Here is a 21,048-nt window from a genome sequence, read left to right as displayed (position 1 = left end):
TCCGTGCCGTCCCCGTCGGAGCTGCGGACGGGAACGGCCCGCCGGAGTCGAGGACTCGGGCGGGCCGTTCGCGTGTGCGGGGCGGTGCTACTTCTTGGCGCCCTGGGCGGCGACGGCGGCGGCACCGGCGGCCGCGGCCTCGGGGTCGAGGTAGCGCGCCTCGCCGATGGGCTCGAAGTCCTCGTTCAGCTCGTAGACGAGCGGGATCCCGGTCGGGATGTTGAGCTCCGCGATGTCCGAGTCCGAGATGCCGTCGAGGGTCTTCACCAGCGCGCGGAGGGAGTTGCCGTGCGCGGTGATCATGACGGTCTTGCCCGAGGCGAGGTCCGGCTTGATGTCGGACTCCCAGTACGGGAGCATCCGCTCGATCACGAGCTTCAGCGACTCGGTGCGGGGCAGGGCGTCGCCGAGGTCGGCGTAGCGCTCGTCGTGCGCCTGCGAGTACTGGTCGTCGTCGTCGAGCGGGGGCGGCGGCACGTCGAAGGAGCGGCGCCAGGTCTGGAACTGCTCGGGGCCGTACTCGGCGAGGGTCTGCGCCTTGTCCTTGCCCTGCAGGGCGCCGTAGTGGCGCTCGTTGAGGCGCCAGGATCGCTTGACGTCGATCCACAGGCGGTCGGCGACCTCGAGGGCGATGTTGGCGGTCTGGATCGCACGCGTCTGGCGCGACGTGTAGACGATGTCGGGGTGCAGGCCCGCCTCGGTCAGCAGCTCGCCGGCGCGGGTGGCCTCCGCGACTCCCTGCTCGGTCAGGCGCACGTCGACCCAGCCGGTGAAGAGGTTCTTCTGGTTCCACTCGCTGTTGCCGTGGCGCACGAGGATGAGGGTGTAGGTCTCGGACATGCGTCCAGCTTAGAGGCGGCCCCCTCGCCCGCGGATACGCTGGAGAGCATGCCCATCGGAGCCGTCACCCGCGGAACGACGGGCACGAACCGCCTCCGCCGGGTCGACCGCCGGCTCGCCGAGCTGCCCGTCCTGCGCAGCACCGCCTCCCCGCTCGTCGTCGATCTCGGCTTCGGGGCGAGCGCGGTCACCACGCTCGAGCTGCACCGCCGGCTCGTCCGGGCCGCGCCCGACGTCGAGGTGCTCGGCCTCGAGATCGAGCCCGCACGGGTCGACACCGCTCGGCGCCAGCTCGCCCGGGTGAGGGAGGGCGGCACGCCGTTCCCCGCGGACGCGCGCGTGCGCTTCGAGCGCGGCGGCTTCGAGGTGCCCCTGCCCGCGGGGCGGCGGGCGGGCGTCATCCGCGCCTTCAACGTGCTCCGCCAGTACGACGAGGACGCGGTGGAGGGAGCCTGGGCGACGATGACGGACCGTCTGCAGCCCGACGGCGTCCTGGTCGAGGGCACCTGCGACGAGATCGGCCGCATCTGCACCTGGATCGAGGTCGGCCGGGAGGGCCCGCGCTCGCTGACCCTCTCGCTCCGGCTCGCGGCGATCCCCTCGCCGATGACGGCGGCCGAGCGCCTGCCGAAGGCCCTCATCCACCGCAACGTGCCCGGCGAGGGCGTGCACGCCTTCCTCTCCTCCCTCGAGCGGGCGTGGACGCTGAACGCCCCTCTCGCCGTCTACGGTCCGGGTCAGCGCTGGATCGCGGCGGTCCGGGACCTCCGGCCGGAGTGGCCGGTCCTCGGCGGGCCGCGGCGCTGGCGCCTGGGCGAGGTGACGGTCGCGTGGGAGGCGGTCGCCCCCTCCTCCTGAGCGCCGGACCTGAGCACCCGACCTCCTGAGCCCTAGGCGAGCGGGGGCAGGGCGGCCCGAGCCTCGGCGGGAGCGGCGCCGGTCGCCGTGAGCAGGTCGACGACGAGCGGGCGGAGCAGGACGAGCACCGTCTTCTCGGCGAGGCGCGCCTCCGGGATCAGCCGCTGGGGGTCGAGCGTGGTCGCGAGCAGCACGAGGTCCTGACGCGCCAGGGCGAGCACCGACGGATCGGCGACCGCGCGGCCGAGCAGCGCGATGCCCGGGCCGAGGGCGGCGACCGCTGCGGCGAGCGCCGGCCGCGGGGCGCCGTCCCCGACGAGGAAGTCGGTGCGGCGCGCGACGATGCGCAGGTTCCGGGTCGCGAGATCCAGCGCGGACAGCATCACGGCCTGGCGGGAGAGCTCGCCGCGGTGCCGACGGACGAACGGCGAGATCCGGGCGACGCCGGTCGCGGAGTCGAGCGCCGCGGTCCAGCCGTCGATGACCGGCTGCGTCCCGCGGATCCGCTCGAGGGCCGCGGTGGACGCCGAGGAGTCGCCCCGGCGGAGCGCCTCGGCCAGCTCCTCCACGGTCCGGCTGAGCGCGGTGAGGAGCCGGTGCGCCTCGGCCCGCGCCGTGCGCAGCGGCGGGCGGGGCACGATCGCCGTGCAGAGCAGCGCCGCGAGCCCGCCGATCAGGCCGTCGACGCTCCGGGTGAAGACGCCTCCGTCCGGCGCAGGGAGGACCATCACCAGCATCGCCTGGGTCCCGGCGGCCACGGCGAACCCCGGCGAGGGCGAGAGGGCCCGGCCGAGCGTGAAGACGATCGCGAGGACGACGGCGAGCTGCCAGACGCCGCTCCCCCACAGCAGGAGCAGGACCTCGCTGGCCGTGATGCCGATGAGCATCCCCGTCGCTGTCTCGGCCACCTGCTTGGGGCGGGTGTCGCGCGCGATGCCGAGGCTCGAGATCGTGGCCGTCAGCGCCAGCACCGGCGCGGGGTGCCCGAGGAGGAAGTGCGCGACGGAGTAGGCGAGGGTCGCCGCGAGCACGATCTGCAGCACGGCGGGGAGCGACGCCCCCGCGCGGGCGAGGGCGCGCGCGGGACTCAGCTCGGGGGTCCGGACGAGACCGCGCAGCCGCTCGGCCGCCCGGCCCCGCTCGGCGGGACGTGCGGCCACCACGGCGTGGCCTACCTGGTCGTCGCCCCGAGGCGGGGCAGGCGGGGCACTCCCGCCTCCGCTCCGGCTCCGGGCGGGACCACGACCTCCTGGGCCGCGGCCACGCGCGAGTCGCCGGCCAGCACGGTCAGCTCGAGGTCCACCGGGACGCTCCGCTTGACGACCGCGAGGGCGACCGGTCCGTCCTCGTAGTGCCAGGCGCTGGAGGTGACCGTGCCGACCTCGACCGGCTCGCCGCCCTTGAGCGCCGTGACGACGTCGCCGTGGGCGGGGAGGACCGAGTCGGAGCCGTCGAGCTGCAGCAGGACCAGGCGCCGCGGCGGGTGGCCGAGGTTGTGCACCTTCGCCACCGTCTCCTGGCCCCGGTAGCAGCCCTTGGCGAGGTGCACGCTCGAGCGGAGGAGGTCGAGCTCGTGCGGGATGGACCGCTCGTCGACCTCGGTCGCGTGGCGCGGGCGCCAGGCGGCGATGCGCAGCGCCTCGAGGGCGTCGACCCCGGCGAGGGCCACTCCCACCCCGACGGCCGTCTCCGCGAGGGCCTCGAGGGCCGCTCGCGGGACCAGGACCTCGCGGAGCTCCCAGGAGGCCCCGGGGTGCTCTGTGGTCAGCGCGTACTGCCAGCCGCCCGGCTGGACCTGCGACCACGGGTCGCTCCAGACGACGGGCTCCTCGGCCAGGGACAGAGCGAGCGTCAGGGCCGGCCCGTCGCCGAGGGCGGCGAGGGTCGCGAAGTCGTCGGTGCGGTCGGCGACCTCGACGCGGAGCATGAAGCGCATCCGGTCGAGCCAGGCGGCCAGGCCGGCCGTCTCGTCGCGGTCGAGCAGGAGCCAGGCGGTCTCGCCGTCGTCGACGAGGCGGATGACGTGCTCGATCCGGCCGGTCGGGTCGAGCAGGAGCGTCTCGGCGGACGCGCCGGGAGCGAGGCGCGAGACGGCCTGGCTGGTGAGCGAGTCGATCCAGGTGAGGCGGTCCGGCCCCGTGACGGTCACGACGCCGCGGCCGGAGAGGTCGACGAGCGCGGTGCCCGCGGCGAGAGCGCGCTGCTCGCGGAAGGGCTCGCCGTAGTGGGCGGCGACGCCGGGCTCGGCGACGCTCGTCGTCGCGACGGCGCCCGGGGCGGCCAGGAGCGGGGAGGGCGCGTCAGTCGACACGGGCGAGCCGTCCGGAGGAGTGGGTCCGCAGGCCCTGGCCGAGCGCGGCGATGTCCCACGCCCAGAGCAGGTGGTCGTCGACCAGGCCGTAGAGGCGCGTGGCGGCGGCGTAGTCCTTCGCCGCGGCGGTGCGCATCACCGCGTCGGTCGCGAGGTCGATCCGCGGCCCCTTGACCTGACCGAGGTAGAGCTCGCTGACCCCGTCCGGGTGCACGAGCGAGACCTCGATGTCGAAGCCGCCGGCGGCGTTGCGCAGCGTCTCGACGGACTCCGCGTCGGGGAAGGCGGGTGCGCCGCGGCCGGGCAGCATTCCCGGGCCCGCGTCGGAGTCGGTCAGAGCGCGGCTGAGGCGCCAGTAGCCGGTCTCGGTGACCAGCGGCCGGGGCGCCTCCTCGGCGCCCTCCTCGATCAGCCACGTGTAGGAGCTGTAGTTGAGGTACGGGAGGCCGTCGTAGCTGAAGCTGATGCGATGGCCGAACTCAGCCTGGACGGAGTCGTCGCCGATCGTGTAGTCGATGACGCCCGAGCCCTCCCAGACGCCGAGCAGCCAGGACAGGGGGACGAGCTCGGGCGGCAGGCCCGACGGAAGCGAGATCACTCGGGCTCCGGCGGCGGCTAGCGCTGGCCGCGGTAGAGCTTGTAGACGACCACGCCGGAGACCCACGCGATGGCGAGGGAGGCGAGCCCGAGCAGACCGAGGTAGAAGAGTTCCAGGGCGAGAAGCATGCGCTCATCCTACCCGCCGCCTCCGACGCCGGGGCGGGGCGGACGCGGCCGCTCAGGCGGTGCGGATCCGGGCGCTCGGGACGGGAGGGCGCGACTGCTCAGGCGGGGAGGAGGAGGGCGATCCCGCTCGCGACCGCGACCACGGCCATCGCTCCGACGATGCTCGTCATCGCGCGGAGGAGGTACCCCTCGGCGCGGGCCACGGCGAGCTGCACCGCGAAGGTCGCGAGCACGCAGCCGCCGAACGTCAGCGCGAGCCAGAGCTGCCGGGACTCCGGAGCGGCGATCGCCAGCGTCAGCACGGAGCCCGCGAGTGCGAGCGCCCAGACGACTCCGATGCCCACCCGATCCCTGCCCATCCGACAATTGTGCCCCAGGCGGACGCCCCTCCCGGCCCGCCGCTAGTATTGCGGGCAGACCAGTTCTGGAGGATCCGTGGCGCAGTTGTTGATACTGACCTCGGCGGGAGGCGCCGAGGTGCTCCCCGCACTGGGGCTCCTCAGCCACCGGACCCGGCAGATCCCCGCGGAGCCCGCCCAGCTCGTGAACGCCCCGAGCTGCGATCTGATCCTGGTCGACGCGCGGCAGGACCTCGCCAGCGCCAAGTCGCTCTGCAAGATCCTCACGACCACGGGCATCAACGTCCCCCTCATCCTGATCCTCACGGAGGGCGGGCTCACGGCCGTCTCGGCCGACTGGGGCGTCAACGACGTCATCCTCGACTCGGCCGGCCCCGCCGAGGTCGACGCCCGCATCCGCCTGGTGATCGGCCGGCTCGCGCAGGAGCAGTCGACCTCGCGCATCCAGGCGTCGGGCGTCGTGATCGACGAGGCCAGCTACTCCGCCAAGGTGCACGGGCGCCCGCTCGACCTCACCTTCAAGGAGTTCGAGCTCCTCCGCTTCTTCGCCACGCACCCCTCGCGCGTCTTCACCCGCGAGCAGCTGCTGAGCGAGGTGTGGGGCTACGACTACTTCGGTGGTACCCGCACGGTCGACGTGCACGTGCGGCGCCTCCGCGCGAAGCTCGGCGACCTGGAGTCGCTGATCGGCACGGTCCGCAACGTCGGATACCGCTTCAACGTGTACGAAGAGGACAATGAGCGAGTCGCTCAACCTGTCCGTTGAGGATCTGGCCGATCCCGCGGTGGCGGCCGGCCTCGAGCACCTGATCGGGCGCGCCGCCTGGTTCGACCACCAGCCCCCCTTCAGCGACCAGACGCTCGTCGACGCCCGGGCCGGCTCGCGCACCCTCCTCGTGGGGCTGCGCGCGGACGTGGTCGTGGCGGCGGCGATCCTCGGGCAGGGCGAGCTCGAGTTCGTCGTCGATCCGGAGTGGCGCGGGGTCGGCTTCGGCACCGCGACCCTGGAGCAGGTCCTCGCGAGCGGGCGGACGGGCCTGCTCGCCTGGGCGCACGGCGACCACCCCGCCGCCCGGGCCCTCGCGGCCTCCCACGGCTTCGCACCGGTGCGCACCCTCCTGCACCTCGAGCTCGAGCCGCTCGCCGCCCCCGAGGTCCGCGTCCCCCAGGGCGTCGTCCTCTCGGACGCCCGCGACCTCGCTCCGGCCGAGTGGATCGCCCTGAACGCGCGGATCTTCGCCGCGCACCCCGAGCAGGGGCGGATGACGGAGGAGGACCTGGCGGCCCGCCGCGCCGAGCCGTGGTTCGACGAGGGCGACTTCCTCCTGCTCCGCGACGCCGACGGCACGCTCCTCGGCTACGACTGGATCAAGATCGAGCCCGGATCGACGACCGGCGAGATCTACGTCCTCGGGGTCGCCCCCGAGGCGGCCGGACGGGGACTCGGCCGCACCCTGCTGAACGCCGGGCTCGCGCGGATGCTCGAGCGCGGCTGCACCACGGCCGACCTCTACGTCGAGGCCGAGAACCGGTCGGCGGTGGCGCTCTACCGCTCGCTGGGGTTCACGGACGCTTCCGTCGACGTGCAGTACCTGCAGCGCGCCGCGCCGCTGCGCTGAGCCGGCACTCCTCCACAGGGCCTCACCCGGCCCCGTTCATCCGTCATTCACGAGCGGCGGCGCGGAGCGGACGGACGCGGTGCCAGGATGGTCGCATGGACGGCGACAACCTGCTTCTCGAAGACGGTCTCAGCGATGACCTCGACGACGACTTCGACGACGAGGAGGAGCACTCGGACCCGCTCCTCCCCGACAACCGCTACCTCGACCGGGAGCTGAGCTGGCTCGCGTTCAACCAGCGCGTGCTCGAGCTCGCGGAGGATCCGCTGGTTCCGGCGCTCGAGCGGGCGAACTTCCTGGCGATCTTCTCGTCCAACCTCGACGAGTTCTTCATGGTCCGGGTCGCCGGCCTCAAGCGCCGCATCCTCACGGGGCTCGCCCTGCCGACGAACATCGGCCGCGTGCCGGTCGACGTGCTGACCGACATCTCGGAGAAGGCGCACCTGCTGCAGCAGCGCCACTCCCGAGCGTTCAAGGAGCTCGTCGAGCCCGCCCTGCGCGACGGCGGCATCGACCTCGTCCGCTGGGACGAGCTGAGCGACGCCGAGCGCACCGTGCTGGACGACTACTTCTCGGCCCAGGTGTTCCCTGTGCTGATGCCGCTCGCGGTCGACCCGGCGCACCCGTTCCCCTACATCTCCGGCCTCTCGCTCAACCTCTCGGTGCGGGTGCGGAACCCGAAGACGCAGAAGGTCGAGTTCGCGCGCCTCAAGGTGCCGCAGATGCTCCCCCGCTTCGTGAGGATCGCCGGAGTCGCGGCGCCGGGCGAGCCGATGCGGTTCATCTCGCTCGAGGACCTGATCGCCAACCAGCTGGACGACCTGTTCCCCGGCATGGAGATCCTCGACCACCACGTGTTCCGGGTGACGCGCAACGAGGACGTCGAGGTCGACGAGGACGAGACCGAGAACCTGATCAAGGCCCTCGAGAAGGAGCTGCTGCGCCGCCGGTTCGGCCCGCCCATCCGCCTCGAGGTCACCGACGACATGGACGACGAGACGCTGGGCCTGCTGGTCCGCGAGCTCGACATCACGACGCAGGAGGTCTACAAGCTCCCGGCCCCACTCGACCTCAGCGGGCTCTTCAGCCTGCAGAAGATCGACCGCCCGGACCTGAAGTACCCCAATCACGTCCCGACGACGGCGGTGCAGCTCTCGCCCAGCGAGCCCAACCAGCGGCAGGACGTCTTCAAGGCCGTCTCCCGCGGCGACGTGCTCCTTCACCACCCCTACGAGTCCTTCGCGACGAGCGTGCAGTCGTTCCTCGAGCAGGCGGCGGCCGATCCGGACGTGCTCGCGATCAAGCAGACGCTCTACCGCACCTCGGGCGACTCCCCCATCGTCGAGGCGCTCATCGACGCGGCCGAGTCGGGCAAGCAGGTGCTCGCCCTGGTCGAGATCAAGGCGCGCTTCGACGAGCAGGCGAACATCTCGTGGGCGCGCAAGCTCGAGAAGGCGGGCGTGCACGTGGTCTACGGGCTCGTCGGGCTGAAGACCCACTGCAAGCTCGCGCTCGTCATCCGCCAGGAGAAGGGCGGAGTGCTCCGCCACTACTCCCACATCGGCACCGGCAACTACAACCCGAAGACCTCGCGCATCTACGAGGACCTCGGACTCCTGACGGCCGACCCCGAGGTCGGCAAGGACCTCACGCGTCTGTTCAACGAGCTCTCGGGCTACGCGATCGAGAAGAAGTTCAAGCGCCTGCTCGTCGCGCCGCGCCACCTGCGGAAGGGCCTGCTCAAGCGGATCGCCGCCGAGACCGAGAACGCCCGCGCGGGGCGCCCCTCGGGCATCCGGATCAAGGTCAACTCGATCGTCGACGAGTCCGTGATCGACGCGCTCTACCGCGCCAGCCAGGCCGGCGTGCCGGTCGACGTGTGGGTGCGCGGCATCTGCGGGCTGAAGCCCGGCCAGGAGGGGCTCTCCGAGACCATCCGCGTGCGCTCGATCCTCGGCCGCTACCTCGAGCACTCCCGCATCTTCAGCTTCGTCAACGACGGCGAGCCGGACGTCTTCATCGGCAGCGCCGACATGATGCACCGCAACCTCGACCGCCGCGTCGAGGCTCTGGTGCGGATCGTCGAGCCGGCGCACCTCAGCGAGATCGACGACATGTTCGAGCGGGCGATGGACGAGCGGACCGCCTCCTGGTGGCTCGGCCCGGACGGCGACTGGACGCGGCACCACCTCGATGAGGAGGGCGCTCCGCTCGCCGACCTGCAGAACCAGCTGATGCAGCACATCACCCATCGCAAGCGCGCGGCGACACGGTCCGCCAACCGGGCCTCCAGCCGCTGACGCCCGTGACGGGCACCGTCTACGCAGCAGGAGCGGTGTGCTGGCGGATCATCGAGGGCCGCCCGCACATCCTCGTGATCCACCGGCCGCACCGCCGGGACGTCAGCCTGCCCAAGGGCAAGGTCGACGCGGGCGAGTCCCTCCCGGAGACCGCGGTCCGCGAGATCCGCGAGGAGACCGGGCTCTCGGTGGCGCTCGGGGTGCCGCTGGGGTGCACCGAGTACACGCTGCCGAGCGGGCGCCCGAAGGCCGTCTACTACTGGGCGGCGCAGGTGACCGAGAAGGCCGTCCTGGCGTCCGACTTCCTCCCGAACGACGAGGTCGAGGCGCTCGAGTGGGTGACGCTCAAGCGGGCCCGGAGCTACCTGACCTATCCGCACGACGTGACGATCGTCGACGAGTTCGCCCGGATCGCCGCACGCGGTGCGCTCGAGACCTTCGCGATCGTGGTCCTGCGGCACGCGAAGGCGGTGCCCGCCTCCTCCTGGGACGGCCGCGACTCCACCCGCCGCCTCACCGGGCGCGGCCGGGTCGAGGCCGCGGCCGCCGCTCAGGCCGTGGCCGCCTGGCGCCCGCGCCGCCTCGTCTCGAGCACCGCCAAGCGCTGCCGGTCGACCATCGCCCCGCTGTCCGGTCTGGTCAGGAAGCCGGTCAAGCTGCGCGACGACCTCAGCCAGGAGGCGCACGAGCAGGGCACCGCCGACGTCCGCGCCCTCGTCGGCAAGCGGGTCCGCGCCCGCCGCACCGCCGTCCTCTGCAGCCACCGGCCGGTGATCCCCGAGATCCTGCGCGAGATCGCCCTCGCCACGGCGACCCCTCTCGGCGCCTACCTCGACGAGGCGGCAGCGCTCCCGACCGGCGGCTTCGCCGTGGTGCACCTCTCCACCGGGCACCCCGGCTCCGGCATCGTCGCGATCGAGACGCACACGCCGCTGGCCTGACCCGCCCGGGCGCTGCGCGACCGGCTCGACGGGTCCCTCCGGACCGGGCCGGTCGCGCCGCCGGGACCCGCCCGACGCACCGCGCCTTCCCCGCCGCCCCGTCGCTCCGCAATCCCCGAGGCGGACCCGTTCACCGCGCGTTCACCGAGCGGTCGGTGCCAGGACACGACCCCTCCGTACTCTCGCTCGCGGGCTGCACCAGGCCCTGTTCTGTTTTCCACGCTTTCCTACCCGAAAGGGATACTTGTGAGATTCTCGCGTCTCGGCCAGGCGGCCGTCGTCGCCGCCGTCGCAGCGATCACGCTGACCTCCTGCGCTGCCAACGAGGCACCGGCCGCAGGCGGCAGCTCCGGCTCCGCCACCACCTCCACGCTCTCCGGCACCATCACCGGGATCGGCTCGTCCGCTCAGGGCACCGCGCAGACCACCTGGGCCGCCGCGTTCCAGACCGCGAACCCCGAGGTCACGGTCAACTACGACCCGCAGGGCTCCGGCGCCGGCCGCACCAACTTCATCGACGGCGCCGCCGACTACGCCGGCTCCGACTCCGCGCTCAAGGACGAGGAGCTCGCGGGCACCTTCGCCGCCTGCGCCCCCGACACCAAGGCGATCGACCTCCCGGTCTACATCTCGCCGATCGCGGTCATCTTCAACGTGGAGGGCGTCGACGAGCTCAAGCTCGACGCGGCCACCATCGCGGGCATCTTCAAGGGCACCATCACCTCCTGGGACGCCCCGGAGATCAAGGCCCTGAACCCCGACGCGACCCTCCCGTCGGCGAACATCACCTCCGTGCACCGCTCGGACGACTCGGGCACCACGCAGAACTTCACCGACTACCTCGCGGCCACCGCGAGCGACGTCTGGGACGCTCCCGCCGCGCAGACCTTCCCGTACCAGAGCGGTGACGGCGCCAAGGGCACCTCGGGTGTCGTCGACGCGGTCAAGAACGGCACCAACACGATCGGCTACGCCGACGAGTCCGGCGCCCAGGGCATGGACATGGCCCAGCTGAAGGTCGGCGACGCGTTCTCGACCATCTCGGCCGACGGAGCCGCGGCGGTCGTCGCCGCCTCGCCCATCGCCGACGGCCGCGAGGACAACGACCTCGCGATCAAGATCGACCGCACCGGCACCGAGGCGGACGCCTGGCCGATGGTCCTGGTCAGCTACCTCATCGTGTGCCAGGAGTACGCGGACGCCGACAAGGGCGAGGTCGTCAAGTCCTTCGCCTCCTACGTCGCGAGCGAGGAGGGCCAGGAGGCCGCCGCCGCTCAGGCCGGCTCCGCTCCCCTGAGCTCCGAGCTCGCCTCGACCGTCGCCACCGCGATCGAGTCGATCAAGTAGTCCCACCGGCAGGGCCCGTCTCGCAGCACGATCCGCGGGACGGGCCCCGCCTGTGCCGGGCTCGACCCACCGGACGCCCCTCCGAGCCCTAGCATCTCCCTGTGCGCCCCGCCGAACCCCCTCGTCTGAAGAGAGTCCCCTGGAATGGCAACTGAGACCGTCGTCCGCCCGAAGGCGAAGGTGCGTGTCGGAGATCGGGTCTTCTCGATCTCGACCGTCGCCGCCGGCTCCCTCATCCTCCTCGTCCTCGCCGCCGTCGCGATCTTCCTCATCGCGCAGTCGATCCCCGCGTTCACCGCGCCGGCCGGCAGCCTCCCCGGCGACGCGACGAGCTTCTGGGCCTACGTCGGCCCCCTGGTGTTCGGCACGGTCTGGTCGGCGGTGATCGCCCTGGTGATCGCCCTGCCGCTCTCGATCGCGATCGCCCTCTTCATCTCGCACTACGCGCCGCGCCGCATCGCGATGGCCTTCGGCTACGTGGTCGACCTCCTCGCCGCCGTCCCCTCGGTGGTCTTCGGCCTCTGGGGCGCGACCGTGCTGGCGCCGATGGTGCAGCCCTTCTACCTCTTCCTCAACGTGAACATCGGCTGGTTCCCGCTCTTCGGCGGCCAGGCGTCGGGCACCGGCAAGACGATCCTCACCGCCTCGGTGGTGCTGGCCGTCATGGTCATCCCGATCATCACCGCGGTCTGCCGCGAGATCTTCCTCCAGGCCCCGCGCCTGCACGAGGAGGCGGCGCTCGCGCTCGGCGCGACCCGCTGGGAGATGATCCGCATGGCCGTCCTGCCCTTCGGCGCCCCGGGCATCGTCTCGGCCGCCATGCTCGGCCTCGGCCGGGCCCTCGGCGAGACGCTCGCCGTCGCGATGGTGCTCTCGCCCGCGACGGTCGTCTCCTTCCTCCTGCTCACCTCGCAGAACTCGAACACCATCGCCGCGAACATCGCGCTGCAGTTCCCGGAGGCGAGCGGAGTCGGCGTCAACGTCCTCGTCGCCTCGGGCCTCATCCTCTTCGTCATCACCCTCGTCGTGAACTCGGTCGCGCGGTTCATCGTCAACCGCCGCAAGGCCTTCTCGGGAGCCAACTGATGTCCGCCGCCACCTCGTCGATGCCCTTCTCGCTGCAGGCGGGCAAGCTGCCCAAGGGCACCCCCTGGATGCTGCTCGTCGGCAGCTGGGTCGTGTTCGCCGCCGTCTTCCTGATCCTCCAGGCGGCCGGCATGATGAACGACTTCAGCCTCGTCGGCGCGATCTTCTGGGGCACCGTCCTCTTCGACGTCGCCATCTACGTGGTCTCGCGCCTGGTCGAGGGCGGCCGCAAGGCTGTCGACCGCCTCGTGACCTCGCTGGTCGCGACCGCGTTCATCATCGCGCTGCTCCCGCTGATCTCCCTGCTCTACACGGTCGTCTCCAACGGAGTCGCGCGGTTCGATCCGCTCTTCTTCTCCTCGTCGATGCGCAACGTCATCGACGCGGGCGGCGGCGCCCTCCACGCGATCATCGGCACGCTCGAGATCACGGCCATGGCCGCGCTGATCTCGGTGCCGATCGGCCTGCTCACCTCGATCTACCTCGTCGAGTACGGCCGCGGCCACCTCGCCCGGGCGATCACCTTCTTCGTCGACGTGATGACGGGCATCCCCTCCATCGTCGCGGGCCTGTTCGCCTACGCGCTCTTCGCGCTGCTCCTCGGGCCCGGCGTCCGGATGGGCTTCGCCGGCTCGATCGCCCTCGCCGTGCTGATGATCCCCGTGGTCGTCCGCTCGTCGGAGGAGATGCTGAAGCTGGTCCCGAACGAGCTGCGCGAGGCGTCCTACGCCCTGGGCGTGCCGAAGTGGCTGACCATCGTCAAGATCGTGCTGCCGACCTCCATCGCCGGCATCACGACGGGCATCACCCTCGCGATCGCCCGCGTCATCGGCGAGACCGCCCCGCTGCTCATCGTCGCCGGCTTCACCGCGTCGATGAACTACGACCTCTTCAGCGAGCGGATGATGACCCTCCCGGTCTTCGTCTACACGCAGTACGCGAACCAGGGCCCCGACGCCGAGGCGTTCCTCAACCGGGCCTGGACCGGCGCGCTGGCCCTCATCCTGATCGTCATGGCGCTGAACCTGGTCGCCCGCCTGATCGCGAAGATCTTCGCCCCCAAGCTCGGCCGCTGACACCCACCACTCGGCTCCGGCCGGAATCCCCGAAGGAAGCAATGTCCAAGCGCATCGAGGTCAACGACCTCAACGTCTACTACAGCCAGTTCCTCGCGGTGGAGGGCGTCTCGCTCGCCATCGAGCCCCGCACGGTCACCGCCTTCATCGGCCCGTCCGGCTGCGGCAAGTCGACCTTCCTCCGCACGCTCAACCGCATGCACGAGGTCATCCCCGGCGCGCACGTCGAGGGCGAGGTCCTGATCGACGGCAACAACCTGTACGGCCCGGGCGTCGACCCGGTGCAGGTCCGCCGGCAGGTGGGCATGGTCTTCCAGCGCCCCAACCCGTTCCCGACGATGTCCATCCGGGACAACGTGCTGGCCGGCGTGAAGCTCAACAACCGCCGCATCTCGAAGTCGGACGCGGACGCGCTCGTCGAGCGCTCGCTCCAGGGCGCGAACCTCTGGAACGAGGTGAAGGACCGCCTCGACAAGCCGGGCTCCGGTCTCTCCGGCGGCCAGCAGCAGCGTCTGTGCATCGCCCGCGCGATCGCCGTCTCCCCCGACGTCCTCCTGATGGACGAGCCCTGCTCCGCCCTCGACCCGATCTCGACCCTCGCGATCGAGGACCTCATCGAGGAGCTCAAGAACGACTACACGATCGTCATCGTGACCCACAACATGCAGCAGGCCTCGCGCGTCTCGGACCGCACCGCGTTCTTCAACATCGCGGGCACGGGCAAGCCGGGCAAGCTCATCGAGTACGACGACACCGCGACGATGTTCTCGCGCCCGTCCGTCCAGGCGACCGAGGACTACGTCTCGGGCCGCTTCGGCTGATCCGCCGCAGACGAGAGCGAGCCGCGTCCCTCCGGGGTCGCGGCTCGCTCTCGTTCCACCGCGTTCCCTCCGGGAACGAGAAGAGCCGCACTCCGTCATGGGAGTGCGGCTCTTCTCGTGCTCGGGCCGTCAGGCGATGTCGATCGCCAGTATCGGATCGGTGGTCGGAGTCGGCGAGCCGCCGGCGTCCTCGACCGTCACGGCGACGACTCCGCCCTCGGTCAGGCTCCCCTCGAGCGGGGCCACGGTGCTGCCCTCTCCCCCGTCGAACGTCCCTGCGGCGACCGGACCGGATGAGCCGATGTACCAGAGCTCGTAGGTCTTGTCCTCCGGCAGCGGCGCCAGGTCGTCCACCACGAGGGCGGAGCGGCCGAGCGAGCTCGACCAGACCAGCGTCGCCTGCTCGCCGGTGGCGACCGTGCCGGTCGTCTCCTGCGCGTCGGGGGCGCTGCGGATCTGCTCCAGAGCCGTCTGCTGCTGCGTCTGGCCGGGGCCGGACGAGAGCAGCGGCGGAAGGGTCACTCCGCCGACCACGATCACCGCGGCGGCCGCGGCCGCCGAGAGGTAGACCGCGGGGCGGGCGAACCAGCGGCTCCGGGCGCGGTTCGCGGCGCTGCCGCCACCGTCCCGGCGAGCCGTCGGACCGCTCCGCTCGCCCTCGGAGGCGACGGGGACCAGACGGGGCGCGGCGGGCGCCTCGTGGTCCTCGTCGGGCTCCTCCAGCGGCAGCTGCGGAGTGGTGGCGATGAGCGCCATCAGGTCGGCCTTGAAGCCCGGCGAGGGCTCCACGGCGGGTGCGTCGGCGACCAGCGCCTCCGCCACCTCGGCGAACGCGTCGGCCTCGCCGCGCGCCTCCGGGTGCTCGGAGAGGAAGCGCTCGTAGCGCTCCTGCTCCTCGGGCGTCAGGATGCCCAGTGCGTGACCCGCCGCGAGATCGCGCGGGTCGTCCATCCCGTCGGGGAGTCGCACATCGTTCACAGGGCCACCCCCATCTCTTCTCGAAGTCTGATCATTCCGTCACGCAGGCGTGTCTTGACGGTTCCCACGGGGCACTGCAGGATCCCCGCGATCTCGCTGTGCGAGTATCCGCCGTAGTAAGCGAGCTGCAGCGCCTGCCGCTGCAGTTCCGTCAGGCGGCCCATGGCGGCCGCGACCTTCTCGTGCTCGAGGGACACCTCCGCCTGCTCGGAGACCTGGTCGTAATCGCGTCCGAGGTCTCGGATTCCGATGCGCATGTCCCGATCACGGCCGGCTTGAGCCGCGCGGACCCTGTCGATGGCCCTGCGGTGTGCCATCGTGAGGATCCAGGTCGCCGCGCTTCCTTTATTCGGAGCGAAACGCCCAGCGGTTTGCCAGATCTCGAGGAAGACCTCCTGGGCCACCTCCTCGGACTGGGAGCGGTCGACGAGGACGCGGATGATCAGGCCCAGGACCCGGCCGGCCATCTGGTCGTAGAGCGCGGCGAACGCGGCCTGCTCTCCTCCGGCGATGCGCTCGAGGAGGACAGCCGCCTCCGCTGTGGTGTCGTCCGTCATCAGCCCCGCCTCGCCCGCGCCCGGGCTGAAAGATTCCGCGTCATCCAGAAGGCTGTCACGGCCAGGCCTGCAACGACGACCGACACCTCGATCGGATGCGTCACGAATCGGACATCCAGCGCCAACGTGCCGATCGGCACGAGCGCGGGATCGCCCAGCCGGGGGGCCAGCCAGAGCGAGATCACGGCCACAGCCGCAGCGGTGATGCCCGGGTAGCTGCGCGGGCGGATGAGGACCCAGAGCCCGGCGAGCAGGTCGAGAACCGCGAGGACGCGCATCACCGTGCCCTGCGAGAGCGAGACCCCCGCGGCGAACTGGGCGCCCTCCGCGTCGTCGACGCTCGGCGCGGCGAGGAGGTAGAGAGCGGCGACGACCAGCAGCCCCGCCCCCGCCCAGACGCGCGCGCCGATCCGGAGAGCTCTGCTGTTCTTCATTCCGCTGGCGCCTGTCTGTGGGGACTCGGGCGAGGATCGACTCCTCCTGGGCCCTCGCCTCGCGCACCGTGGCGGCGATGCGAGCAGAGAAGGGGCCGGACCGCAGGAACGCCTCTCGGCGCGAGGCCGCTCGAAGCGGCTATAAGTGGAGCCCGGGGTTACTGCGATCCGGCTTCCGCCAGTCTACCAAAGGCCTCCGCGGTGGCGGCGAGCGGCGTTCGCAGTGGGTGAACGCGGGTTGCGCTTCACTCCAGGGAGTCGCTCCGCCACAGCCGCGCGCAGCTCACGAGCTCGGCCGCGGTGGTCGAGAGGCGCAGGGCGCGGGTGGTCAGCTCGCTCGCCCGGGCGGGGTCCACCGGCTCCACGTCGTCGGCGACCGAGACGGCTCCGGAGGCGCTCACGCGGCAGAACGCCGCGGCGCGGTCCAGTGCCACCGCGAAGTCGCCGTCGAAGACGCCGCGGAGGATCCGGTCGGCCAGCTCGGTGATCTCGGCCGGCCCCGTGGGAGTGCTGGCTCCGGCGACCACCGGGTCGATCGTGGCGGACAGCTCGACTCCGCGCTGGTAGAGGAAGCTCGTGCTCTCCGGGTCCTGCCGGATGACCAGCCGCAGCAGGTAGATCCGCCAGAGGGCGCCCGGCAGGCTCGCCGCGCTGGAGCGCGCCCAGAGCTCGGCCAGCGCGTCGATGCCGTTGTGGTCGGTGTACTCGACCAGGCGGTCGATGACCACCGGGTCGGGGTCGTTCCGGACACGGCTCAGCAGCGCGATCGCGGTCTCGTGGGCGACGCGGCTGATCTGCGCCGGGTCCTCCCCTCCCTGGAACGCCTCGAAGACGTGGGAGGGGAACTTGGTCGGTTTGTGGAAGCCGTCTGTCATGGGGCCGCCTTCCGCGGTCGTGCGCGCGGACGCTCTCGCGCTCGCGCTCCGTAGGGGGTTCGAGGAGGGTAACGCCCGCGGCTGGGCGGGTATGCCCGCGCGGAGGACGCGGTCCGCTCCGGGATCGTCCGCGCTCCGGGCCGCACCTGCTCCGGGCCGCACCTGCTCCGGGGGCGTCGACGGCCCGCTACCCTGGAGCGCGCGGGCCTCTAGCTCAGTTGGCAGAGCAGCGGACTTTTAATCCGCGGGTCGTCGGTTCGAGCCCGACGGGGCCCACCACACGACCGCCTGGTCGCGCTTTCCGGACAGTGCCAGGGCGCCGCCAGGTCGCCGCACTACCGTGCAGAGGTGCTGACCGTCCTCCGCGTCCTCCTGCGCCGGCCTCGGCTGTGCGAGGCGTGCCGCGTCCGGCCGGCCCGCCGCCGTGACCCGTTCTGCTCGACGGACTGCGCGAAGACGTACTACCTCTACCTCTGACGGCTCGTCCGGGCCGCGGTGCTCCGCGACGGCGTCACTCGTGGCAGAGCGACCACACCTCGTCCGGGTAGTCGCGGACCTTCTCGCCGACGAGCAGGCGCCAGCGGCCGTCCTGGTGCTCGAGCAGGCGGCCGGCGACGACCTCCGAGAGCCAGTCGGAGTCGATCCGGTACCAGCGGACGAGGCGGACGGTCGTCGCGGTGTGCGAGACGCGAGTCGTCATCGCGGGAGTCCCTTCTCGAGGAGGGAGCGGGGTGCTGGAACCAGCGGGGCGTTCGACGCGCGAACGGGGGGATGACCCGCACCGGGACGACTCCGTTGTCGACCGGCCGGGAGACTGCGGCGGGCATCCGGCGGACCGGATGCCAGGAACTCTAGACGACCGCGCGAACGGTGTCTGTCCCGTCGCCGGTCACAGCGGAGCGGCTCCGTTCAGCGGACTCAGGGCTGGACGGTGCAGCCGGCCGAGCGCGTCTGCCGGAACGCGGCCGCTTCGCGGGTGCGGGAGCGGAGCCTCCTCGCGCGGCGGCGGAGGAGCCGCTCGCTCGGGCCGAAGGCTCCGGATTCGAGGAGCTGGCGGAGGGACAGGGTCACCTGCCGGGCCAGACGGGGATCGATGCGGCCGGGGATCCGGATCGCGTCGATGAGGTCGAGGGCGTTGCGCGTGGTGCGGGAGATCGCCATGACGGAACCCTAGGGACGCCGGGGCGCGGTGTGCGCGCCCCGGACGGGGGCGCCGACGGGGACTGATGCTCAGCCCCGGGGCGCCCCGGCGGGATCAGTCGTGCCCGTTGCTGCCGTCGCCACGGCCCGTGGAGGACTGCAGGCGGTCGATGTGCTCGGAGGCCTGGGCCTTGGTGAGGTCGGCGGGCAGGGTCTCGCCCGCCTCGCGCGCGAGGGTGTCGAGGTAGCTGCGCTGCGGGCCGGTCATCGGCTCATCGCCGGTGACCCAGTCGGACGGGTCCTTGCTGGCGCTGGTGTCGCTGCCGTCGTCGGCACGGGCGCCGAGGACGTCGCCCTCGGTCTTGACATCGGGATCGGTGGTGTTGTCATCGCTCATGGTGCGACCGTACGCCCGACCACCGACGCCGACGAGGGCTTGCGGAGCGGGCCCGGGCGCCCCGCTTCACGAGCCGAGCAGCGCGTGCGCGACGGTGAAGATGACCAGCCCGGCCAGGGAGCCCACGACGGTGCCGTTGATCCGGATGAACTGGAGGTCCTTCCCGACCTGCAGCTCGAGCTTCTCGGACGTCTCGCGCGGGTCCCAGCGGTGGATGGTGTCGCCGATGATGCTGGCGATGTCGGTGCGGTAGCGGTCGACCAGGTTGGCCGCTACCGATCCGATCCAGGAGTCGACGGTCGCCGCGAGACCGGCGTCGGTCGAGAGCCGGCGGCCCAGATCGACCACGATCGACTCGATGCTGCCGCGGAGGGGGCTCGACGGGTCGTCCATCGCGCCGAGGAGGGAGGCCTTCGTCGCCTCCCAGGCGTCCCCGGCGAGCTCGCGGACGCGCGGGCTGTCGAAGGCGCGGTTCTTGATCTCCTCGACCCGGGCGATCAGGTCGGGGTCGGTGCCCAGATCCTGCGCCAGCGTGGCGAGGTAGCCGTCGATCGCGATCCGGAACGGGTGCACCTGGTCCTCGCGCACCGCGGCGACGAAGACGAGCGCCTCGCGGTACAGCCGCTCGTCCACCGCTCGGCTGACCGCGGAGGGCAGCCAGCTCGGCAGGCGGCCGCTGACCATGCGGGTGAAGCTCTGCGGGTTCGCGGTCAGCCACGCCTCCGCCTGCTCCACCAGCGTGTCCACGAGGCGCCGGTGGTGGCCCGCCTCGACCACGCTGCCCACCAGAGAGCCCAGCGGCGGGCCCCACTGCGGGTCGAGGAGGTGGCGCCGCGCCAGCGCCTCGATCACGCGCTGCACGTCGGAGTCGTCCAGCAGGGCGATCGCCGAGCGGACGGCCGCGGCACTCTCGCCGCCGACCCGGTGCGCGTTCTCCGGCTCGGCGAGCCACAGCCCCGCCCGCCGGGCGATCCCGAAGGAGTCGAGCTTCTCGCGCACAATGGCGCCGCGGAGGAAGTTCTCCTCGACGAACTGCGCGAGGCTCGCGCCGATCTCGTCCTTCTTGGTCGGGATGATCGCGGTGTGCGGGATCGGCAGGCCCAGCGGCCGCCGGAACAGCGCGGTCACGGCGAACCAGTCGGCGAGCGCGCCGACCATCCCGCCCTCGCTCGCGGCCCGGACCCACTGCAGCCACGGGTAGCGCTCCTGCAGGGCGAACGACACGGCGAAGACGACGGCCATCACCACGAGCAGGCCCGTGGCGAGCCGCTTCATCCGGACGAGGGCGACGCGCTTGGCCTCGTCGTCGCGCCCGACGGCCGCGAGGGTGGTCATGACGCGGTGGGGAACCCCTCGTGGCGGATGCCCCACGCGACGGTCCACTCCTCGCCCGGGTCGAGCCAGCGCAGGCCCTGCCCGCTGTTGAAGGCCTCTGCGGGAGCTGTCATCGGCTCCACGGCGATCGCGGTCTTCACGTCGTCGCCGTCGGGGAAGATCCGGGTGATGAAGACCTGGATGAAGTTGTGCGAGGCGTCGGCCCAAAGGAGCACGCGGCGGCCGTCCGCGGCGCGGAGGCCGTGCACGCTCTCGCCGTCGACCATCCGGACGTCGGCCCAGGCGTCGTCGAGCTCCAGGTCGCCGATGCGGCGGCCGGAGCGGAGGTCCCACTCGGTGCCCTCGACCGGGTTCTGCACGGTGGGGTTGAGGCGCTCGTCGACCTCGATGTGCACCGCCGCGTCGACGGTGATCTCGAGCTCGTCGGTCGGGACGTCGCCGATGGCGAGGAAGGGGTGCGTGCCGATGGCGACGGGCGCCTCGTCGGCTCCGACGTTGACGACGCGGTGGACGACCTTCAGCCCGTCGGCCTGCAGCTCGTAGCGGACCGAGGTCTCGAGGTGGAACGGGTAGCCCGCCTGGGGCACGACCGGCGCGGCCAGCTCGACGAAGGACGGGCCCTGGTCGACGAGGCGGTACGGGGTGCTCACCAGCAGGCCGTGGATGGCGTTGTGGTACTTCGGCTCGGTGATCGCGAGCTGGAGCGTCTCGCCGCGGTGGTGCCAGCGCCCGTCCTTCACGCGGTTGGGCCAGGGCATCAGGACGATGCCCGAGCCGAACGGCGGGACGGTGCTCTCCGGGTAGGAGGCGGTGATCTCCACTCCGTCGACCGAGAGGTGGCGCAGCGCTGCGGCCACCTCCGTCACGACGGCGTGCAGGGTGCGTCCCTCGGCGGTGAGGTCGAGCGAGAACTGGCGCCCGGTGGCGGGGGCGGGGGTGAAGTCGGCCATTCCTCGATCCTACGGACTGACGCGCTCGCCGAGCGCCCGGCAGCGGGTGACCGCGAGCCCCGCCTCCTCCAGAGCGGCGACGAGTCCGTCGGCGGCGC

At 72.1% G+C, this 21,048-nt stretch carries 24 protein-coding genes and 1 tRNA gene; 11 read left to right on the top strand and 14 right to left on the bottom strand.

From position 1 onward, the window contains the following. Positions 1 to 87 precede the first annotated feature (87 nt). A complete protein-coding gene (locus C5C74_RS08220) occupies positions 88 to 840 on the bottom strand; it encodes a phosphoglyceromutase (protein ID WP_104224694.1) in 753 nt (250 codons plus the stop codon). Positions 841 to 888: 48 nt separating this feature from the next. Here C5C74_RS08220 and C5C74_RS08215 point away from each other — a divergent pair, with 48 nt between their 5' ends. Further along, a complete protein-coding gene (locus C5C74_RS08215; protein ID WP_104261013.1) occupies positions 889 to 1,698 on the top strand; it encodes a class I SAM-dependent methyltransferase in 810 nt (269 codons plus the stop codon). A gap of 32 nt (positions 1,699 to 1,730) precedes the next feature. Here C5C74_RS08215 and C5C74_RS08210 read toward each other — a convergent pair whose 3' ends face one another. From C5C74_RS08210 to C5C74_RS08195, 4 genes are all read right to left on the bottom strand, one after another. Then, complete coding sequence (locus tag C5C74_RS08210) at positions 1,731 to 2,861, bottom strand: aromatic acid exporter family protein (RefSeq protein WP_104351310.1); 1,131 nt, start codon at positions 2,859 to 2,861, stop codon at positions 1,731 to 1,733. Positions 2,862 to 2,869: 8 nt separating this feature from the next. After that, entirely contained in the window at positions 2,870 to 4,009 is a 1,140-nt protein-coding gene (locus C5C74_RS08205) for a folate-binding protein YgfZ (RefSeq protein ID WP_104351309.1), read from the bottom strand. After that, entirely contained in the window at positions 3,999 to 4,607 is a 609-nt protein-coding gene (locus C5C74_RS08200) for an FABP family protein (RefSeq protein ID WP_104351308.1), read from the bottom strand. The genes C5C74_RS08205 and C5C74_RS08200 overlap by 11 nt, the downstream gene beginning before the upstream one ends. Positions 4,608 to 4,833: 226 nt before the next feature. Continuing rightward, entirely contained in the window at positions 4,834 to 5,094 is a 261-nt protein-coding gene (locus tag C5C74_RS08195) for a hypothetical protein (protein WP_146076503.1), read from the bottom strand. A 76-nt stretch (positions 5,095 to 5,170) separates the two neighbouring features. Here C5C74_RS08195 and C5C74_RS08190 point away from each other — a divergent pair, with 76 nt between their 5' ends. The 8 genes from C5C74_RS08190 (at position 5,171) to pstB (ending at position 14,284) form a co-directional block, all read left to right on the top strand. Further along, on the top strand, positions 5,171 to 5,860 hold the full coding sequence (locus tag C5C74_RS08190) for a winged helix-turn-helix domain-containing protein (RefSeq protein WP_104224700.1): 690 nt from the start codon (positions 5,171 to 5,173) through the stop codon (positions 5,858 to 5,860). Continuing rightward, the gene (gene mshD / locus C5C74_RS08185) at positions 5,832 to 6,713 is read left to right on the top strand and encodes a mycothiol synthase (protein ID WP_104351307.1); all 882 of its coding nucleotides are present in this window, start codon (positions 5,832 to 5,834) and stop codon (positions 6,711 to 6,713) included. The genes C5C74_RS08190 and mshD overlap by 29 nt, the downstream gene beginning before the upstream one ends. A gap of 95 nt (positions 6,714 to 6,808) precedes the next feature. Next, positions 6,809 to 9,013, top strand: coding sequence for an RNA degradosome polyphosphate kinase (locus C5C74_RS08180; RefSeq protein ID WP_104351306.1), 2,205 nt, complete (start codon positions 6,809 to 6,811; stop codon positions 9,011 to 9,013). A 5-nt stretch (positions 9,014 to 9,018) separates the two neighbouring features. Beyond that, positions 9,019 to 9,954 (top strand): NUDIX domain-containing protein, encoded by a 936-nt coding sequence (locus C5C74_RS08175; RefSeq protein WP_104224703.1) that lies wholly within the window; start codon positions 9,019 to 9,021, stop codon positions 9,952 to 9,954. Positions 9,955 to 10,200: 246 nt separating this feature from the next. Then, positions 10,201 to 11,301, top strand: a complete 1,101-nt coding sequence (gene pstS, locus C5C74_RS08170; RefSeq protein WP_104224704.1) for a phosphate ABC transporter substrate-binding protein PstS — start codon at positions 10,201 to 10,203, stop codon at positions 11,299 to 11,301. Positions 11,302 to 11,445: 144 nt separating this feature from the next. Then, positions 11,446 to 12,387, top strand: coding sequence for a phosphate ABC transporter permease subunit PstC (gene pstC, locus C5C74_RS08165; protein ID WP_104351305.1), 942 nt, complete (start codon positions 11,446 to 11,448; stop codon positions 12,385 to 12,387). After that, entirely contained in the window at positions 12,387 to 13,463 is a 1,077-nt protein-coding gene (gene pstA / locus C5C74_RS08160) for a phosphate ABC transporter permease PstA (protein ID WP_104224706.1), read from the top strand. Before pstC ends, pstA begins: the two co-directional genes overlap by 1 nt. Positions 13,464 to 13,504: 41 nt before the next feature. After that, on the top strand, positions 13,505 to 14,284 hold the full coding sequence (gene pstB / locus C5C74_RS08155; RefSeq protein ID WP_104224707.1) for a phosphate ABC transporter ATP-binding protein PstB: 780 nt from the start codon (positions 13,505 to 13,507) through the stop codon (positions 14,282 to 14,284). A gap of 129 nt (positions 14,285 to 14,413) precedes the next feature. Here pstB and C5C74_RS08150 read toward each other — a convergent pair whose 3' ends face one another. The 4 genes from C5C74_RS08150 to C5C74_RS08135 all read right to left on the bottom strand — a co-directional run bounded on the left by C5C74_RS08150 (position 14,414) and on the right by C5C74_RS08135 (position 17,128). Continuing rightward, positions 14,414 to 15,262, bottom strand: coding sequence for an anti-sigma factor domain-containing protein (locus tag C5C74_RS08150; protein WP_146076502.1), 849 nt, complete (start codon positions 15,260 to 15,262; stop codon positions 14,414 to 14,416). Then, positions 15,259 to 15,819, bottom strand: a complete 561-nt coding sequence (gene sigK / locus C5C74_RS08145; protein WP_104351304.1) for an ECF RNA polymerase sigma factor SigK — start codon at positions 15,817 to 15,819, stop codon at positions 15,259 to 15,261. The genes C5C74_RS08150 and sigK overlap by 4 nt, the downstream gene beginning before the upstream one ends. Beyond that, complete coding sequence (locus C5C74_RS08140; RefSeq protein ID WP_104351303.1) at positions 15,819 to 16,253, bottom strand: hypothetical protein; 435 nt, start codon at positions 16,251 to 16,253, stop codon at positions 15,819 to 15,821. Before C5C74_RS08140 ends, sigK begins: the two co-directional genes overlap by 1 nt. Before the next feature lie 245 nt (positions 16,254 to 16,498). Next, positions 16,499 to 17,128, bottom strand: a complete 630-nt coding sequence (locus C5C74_RS08135) for a DNA-directed RNA polymerase subunit beta (RefSeq protein WP_104351302.1) — start codon at positions 17,126 to 17,128, stop codon at positions 16,499 to 16,501. Between the two features lie 203 nt (positions 17,129 to 17,331). On the opposite strand from C5C74_RS08135, the gene C5C74_RS08130 reads away from it, so the two are divergent. Together C5C74_RS08130 and C5C74_RS17815 are read left to right on the top strand one after the other, a co-directional pair. Then, positions 17,332 to 17,407: transfer RNA gene (locus tag C5C74_RS08130), tRNA-Lys, on the top strand. A 69-nt stretch (positions 17,408 to 17,476) separates the two neighbouring features. After that, entirely contained in the window at positions 17,477 to 17,605 is a 129-nt protein-coding gene (locus tag C5C74_RS17815) for a hypothetical protein (protein WP_258059535.1), read from the top strand. A 34-nt stretch (positions 17,606 to 17,639) separates the two neighbouring features. Here C5C74_RS17815 and C5C74_RS08125 read toward each other — a convergent pair whose 3' ends face one another. The 5 genes from C5C74_RS08125 to C5C74_RS08105 all read right to left on the bottom strand — a co-directional run bounded on the left by C5C74_RS08125 (position 17,640) and on the right by C5C74_RS08105 (position 20,950). Continuing rightward, positions 17,640 to 17,828 (bottom strand): hypothetical protein, encoded by a 189-nt coding sequence (locus C5C74_RS08125; RefSeq protein ID WP_104351301.1) that lies wholly within the window; start codon positions 17,826 to 17,828, stop codon positions 17,640 to 17,642. 218 nt (positions 17,829 to 18,046) lie between these two features. Next, on the bottom strand, positions 18,047 to 18,289 hold the full coding sequence (locus C5C74_RS08120; protein WP_104224713.1) for a hypothetical protein: 243 nt from the start codon (positions 18,287 to 18,289) through the stop codon (positions 18,047 to 18,049). A gap of 94 nt (positions 18,290 to 18,383) precedes the next feature. After that, entirely contained in the window at positions 18,384 to 18,665 is a 282-nt protein-coding gene (locus C5C74_RS08115; RefSeq protein WP_104224714.1) for a DUF3072 domain-containing protein, read from the bottom strand. Positions 18,666 to 18,731: 66 nt separating this feature from the next. Next, a complete protein-coding gene (locus C5C74_RS08110; RefSeq protein WP_104224715.1) occupies positions 18,732 to 20,000 on the bottom strand; it encodes a DUF445 domain-containing protein in 1,269 nt (422 codons plus the stop codon). Then, positions 19,997 to 20,950, bottom strand: coding sequence for an aldose 1-epimerase family protein (locus tag C5C74_RS08105; RefSeq protein WP_104247697.1), 954 nt, complete (start codon positions 20,948 to 20,950; stop codon positions 19,997 to 19,999). The genes C5C74_RS08110 and C5C74_RS08105 overlap by 4 nt, the downstream gene beginning before the upstream one ends. Between the last annotated feature and the right edge of the window lie 98 nt (positions 20,951 to 21,048).

Source organism: Rathayibacter sp. AY1E8, assembly GCF_002931415.1.
Classification (GTDB): Bacteria; Actinomycetota; Actinomycetes; order Actinomycetales; family Microbacteriaceae; genus Rathayibacter.
The sequence above is the reverse complement of the archived record's forward strand: the minus strand, read 5'-3'. Positions and strand labels throughout refer to the sequence as shown.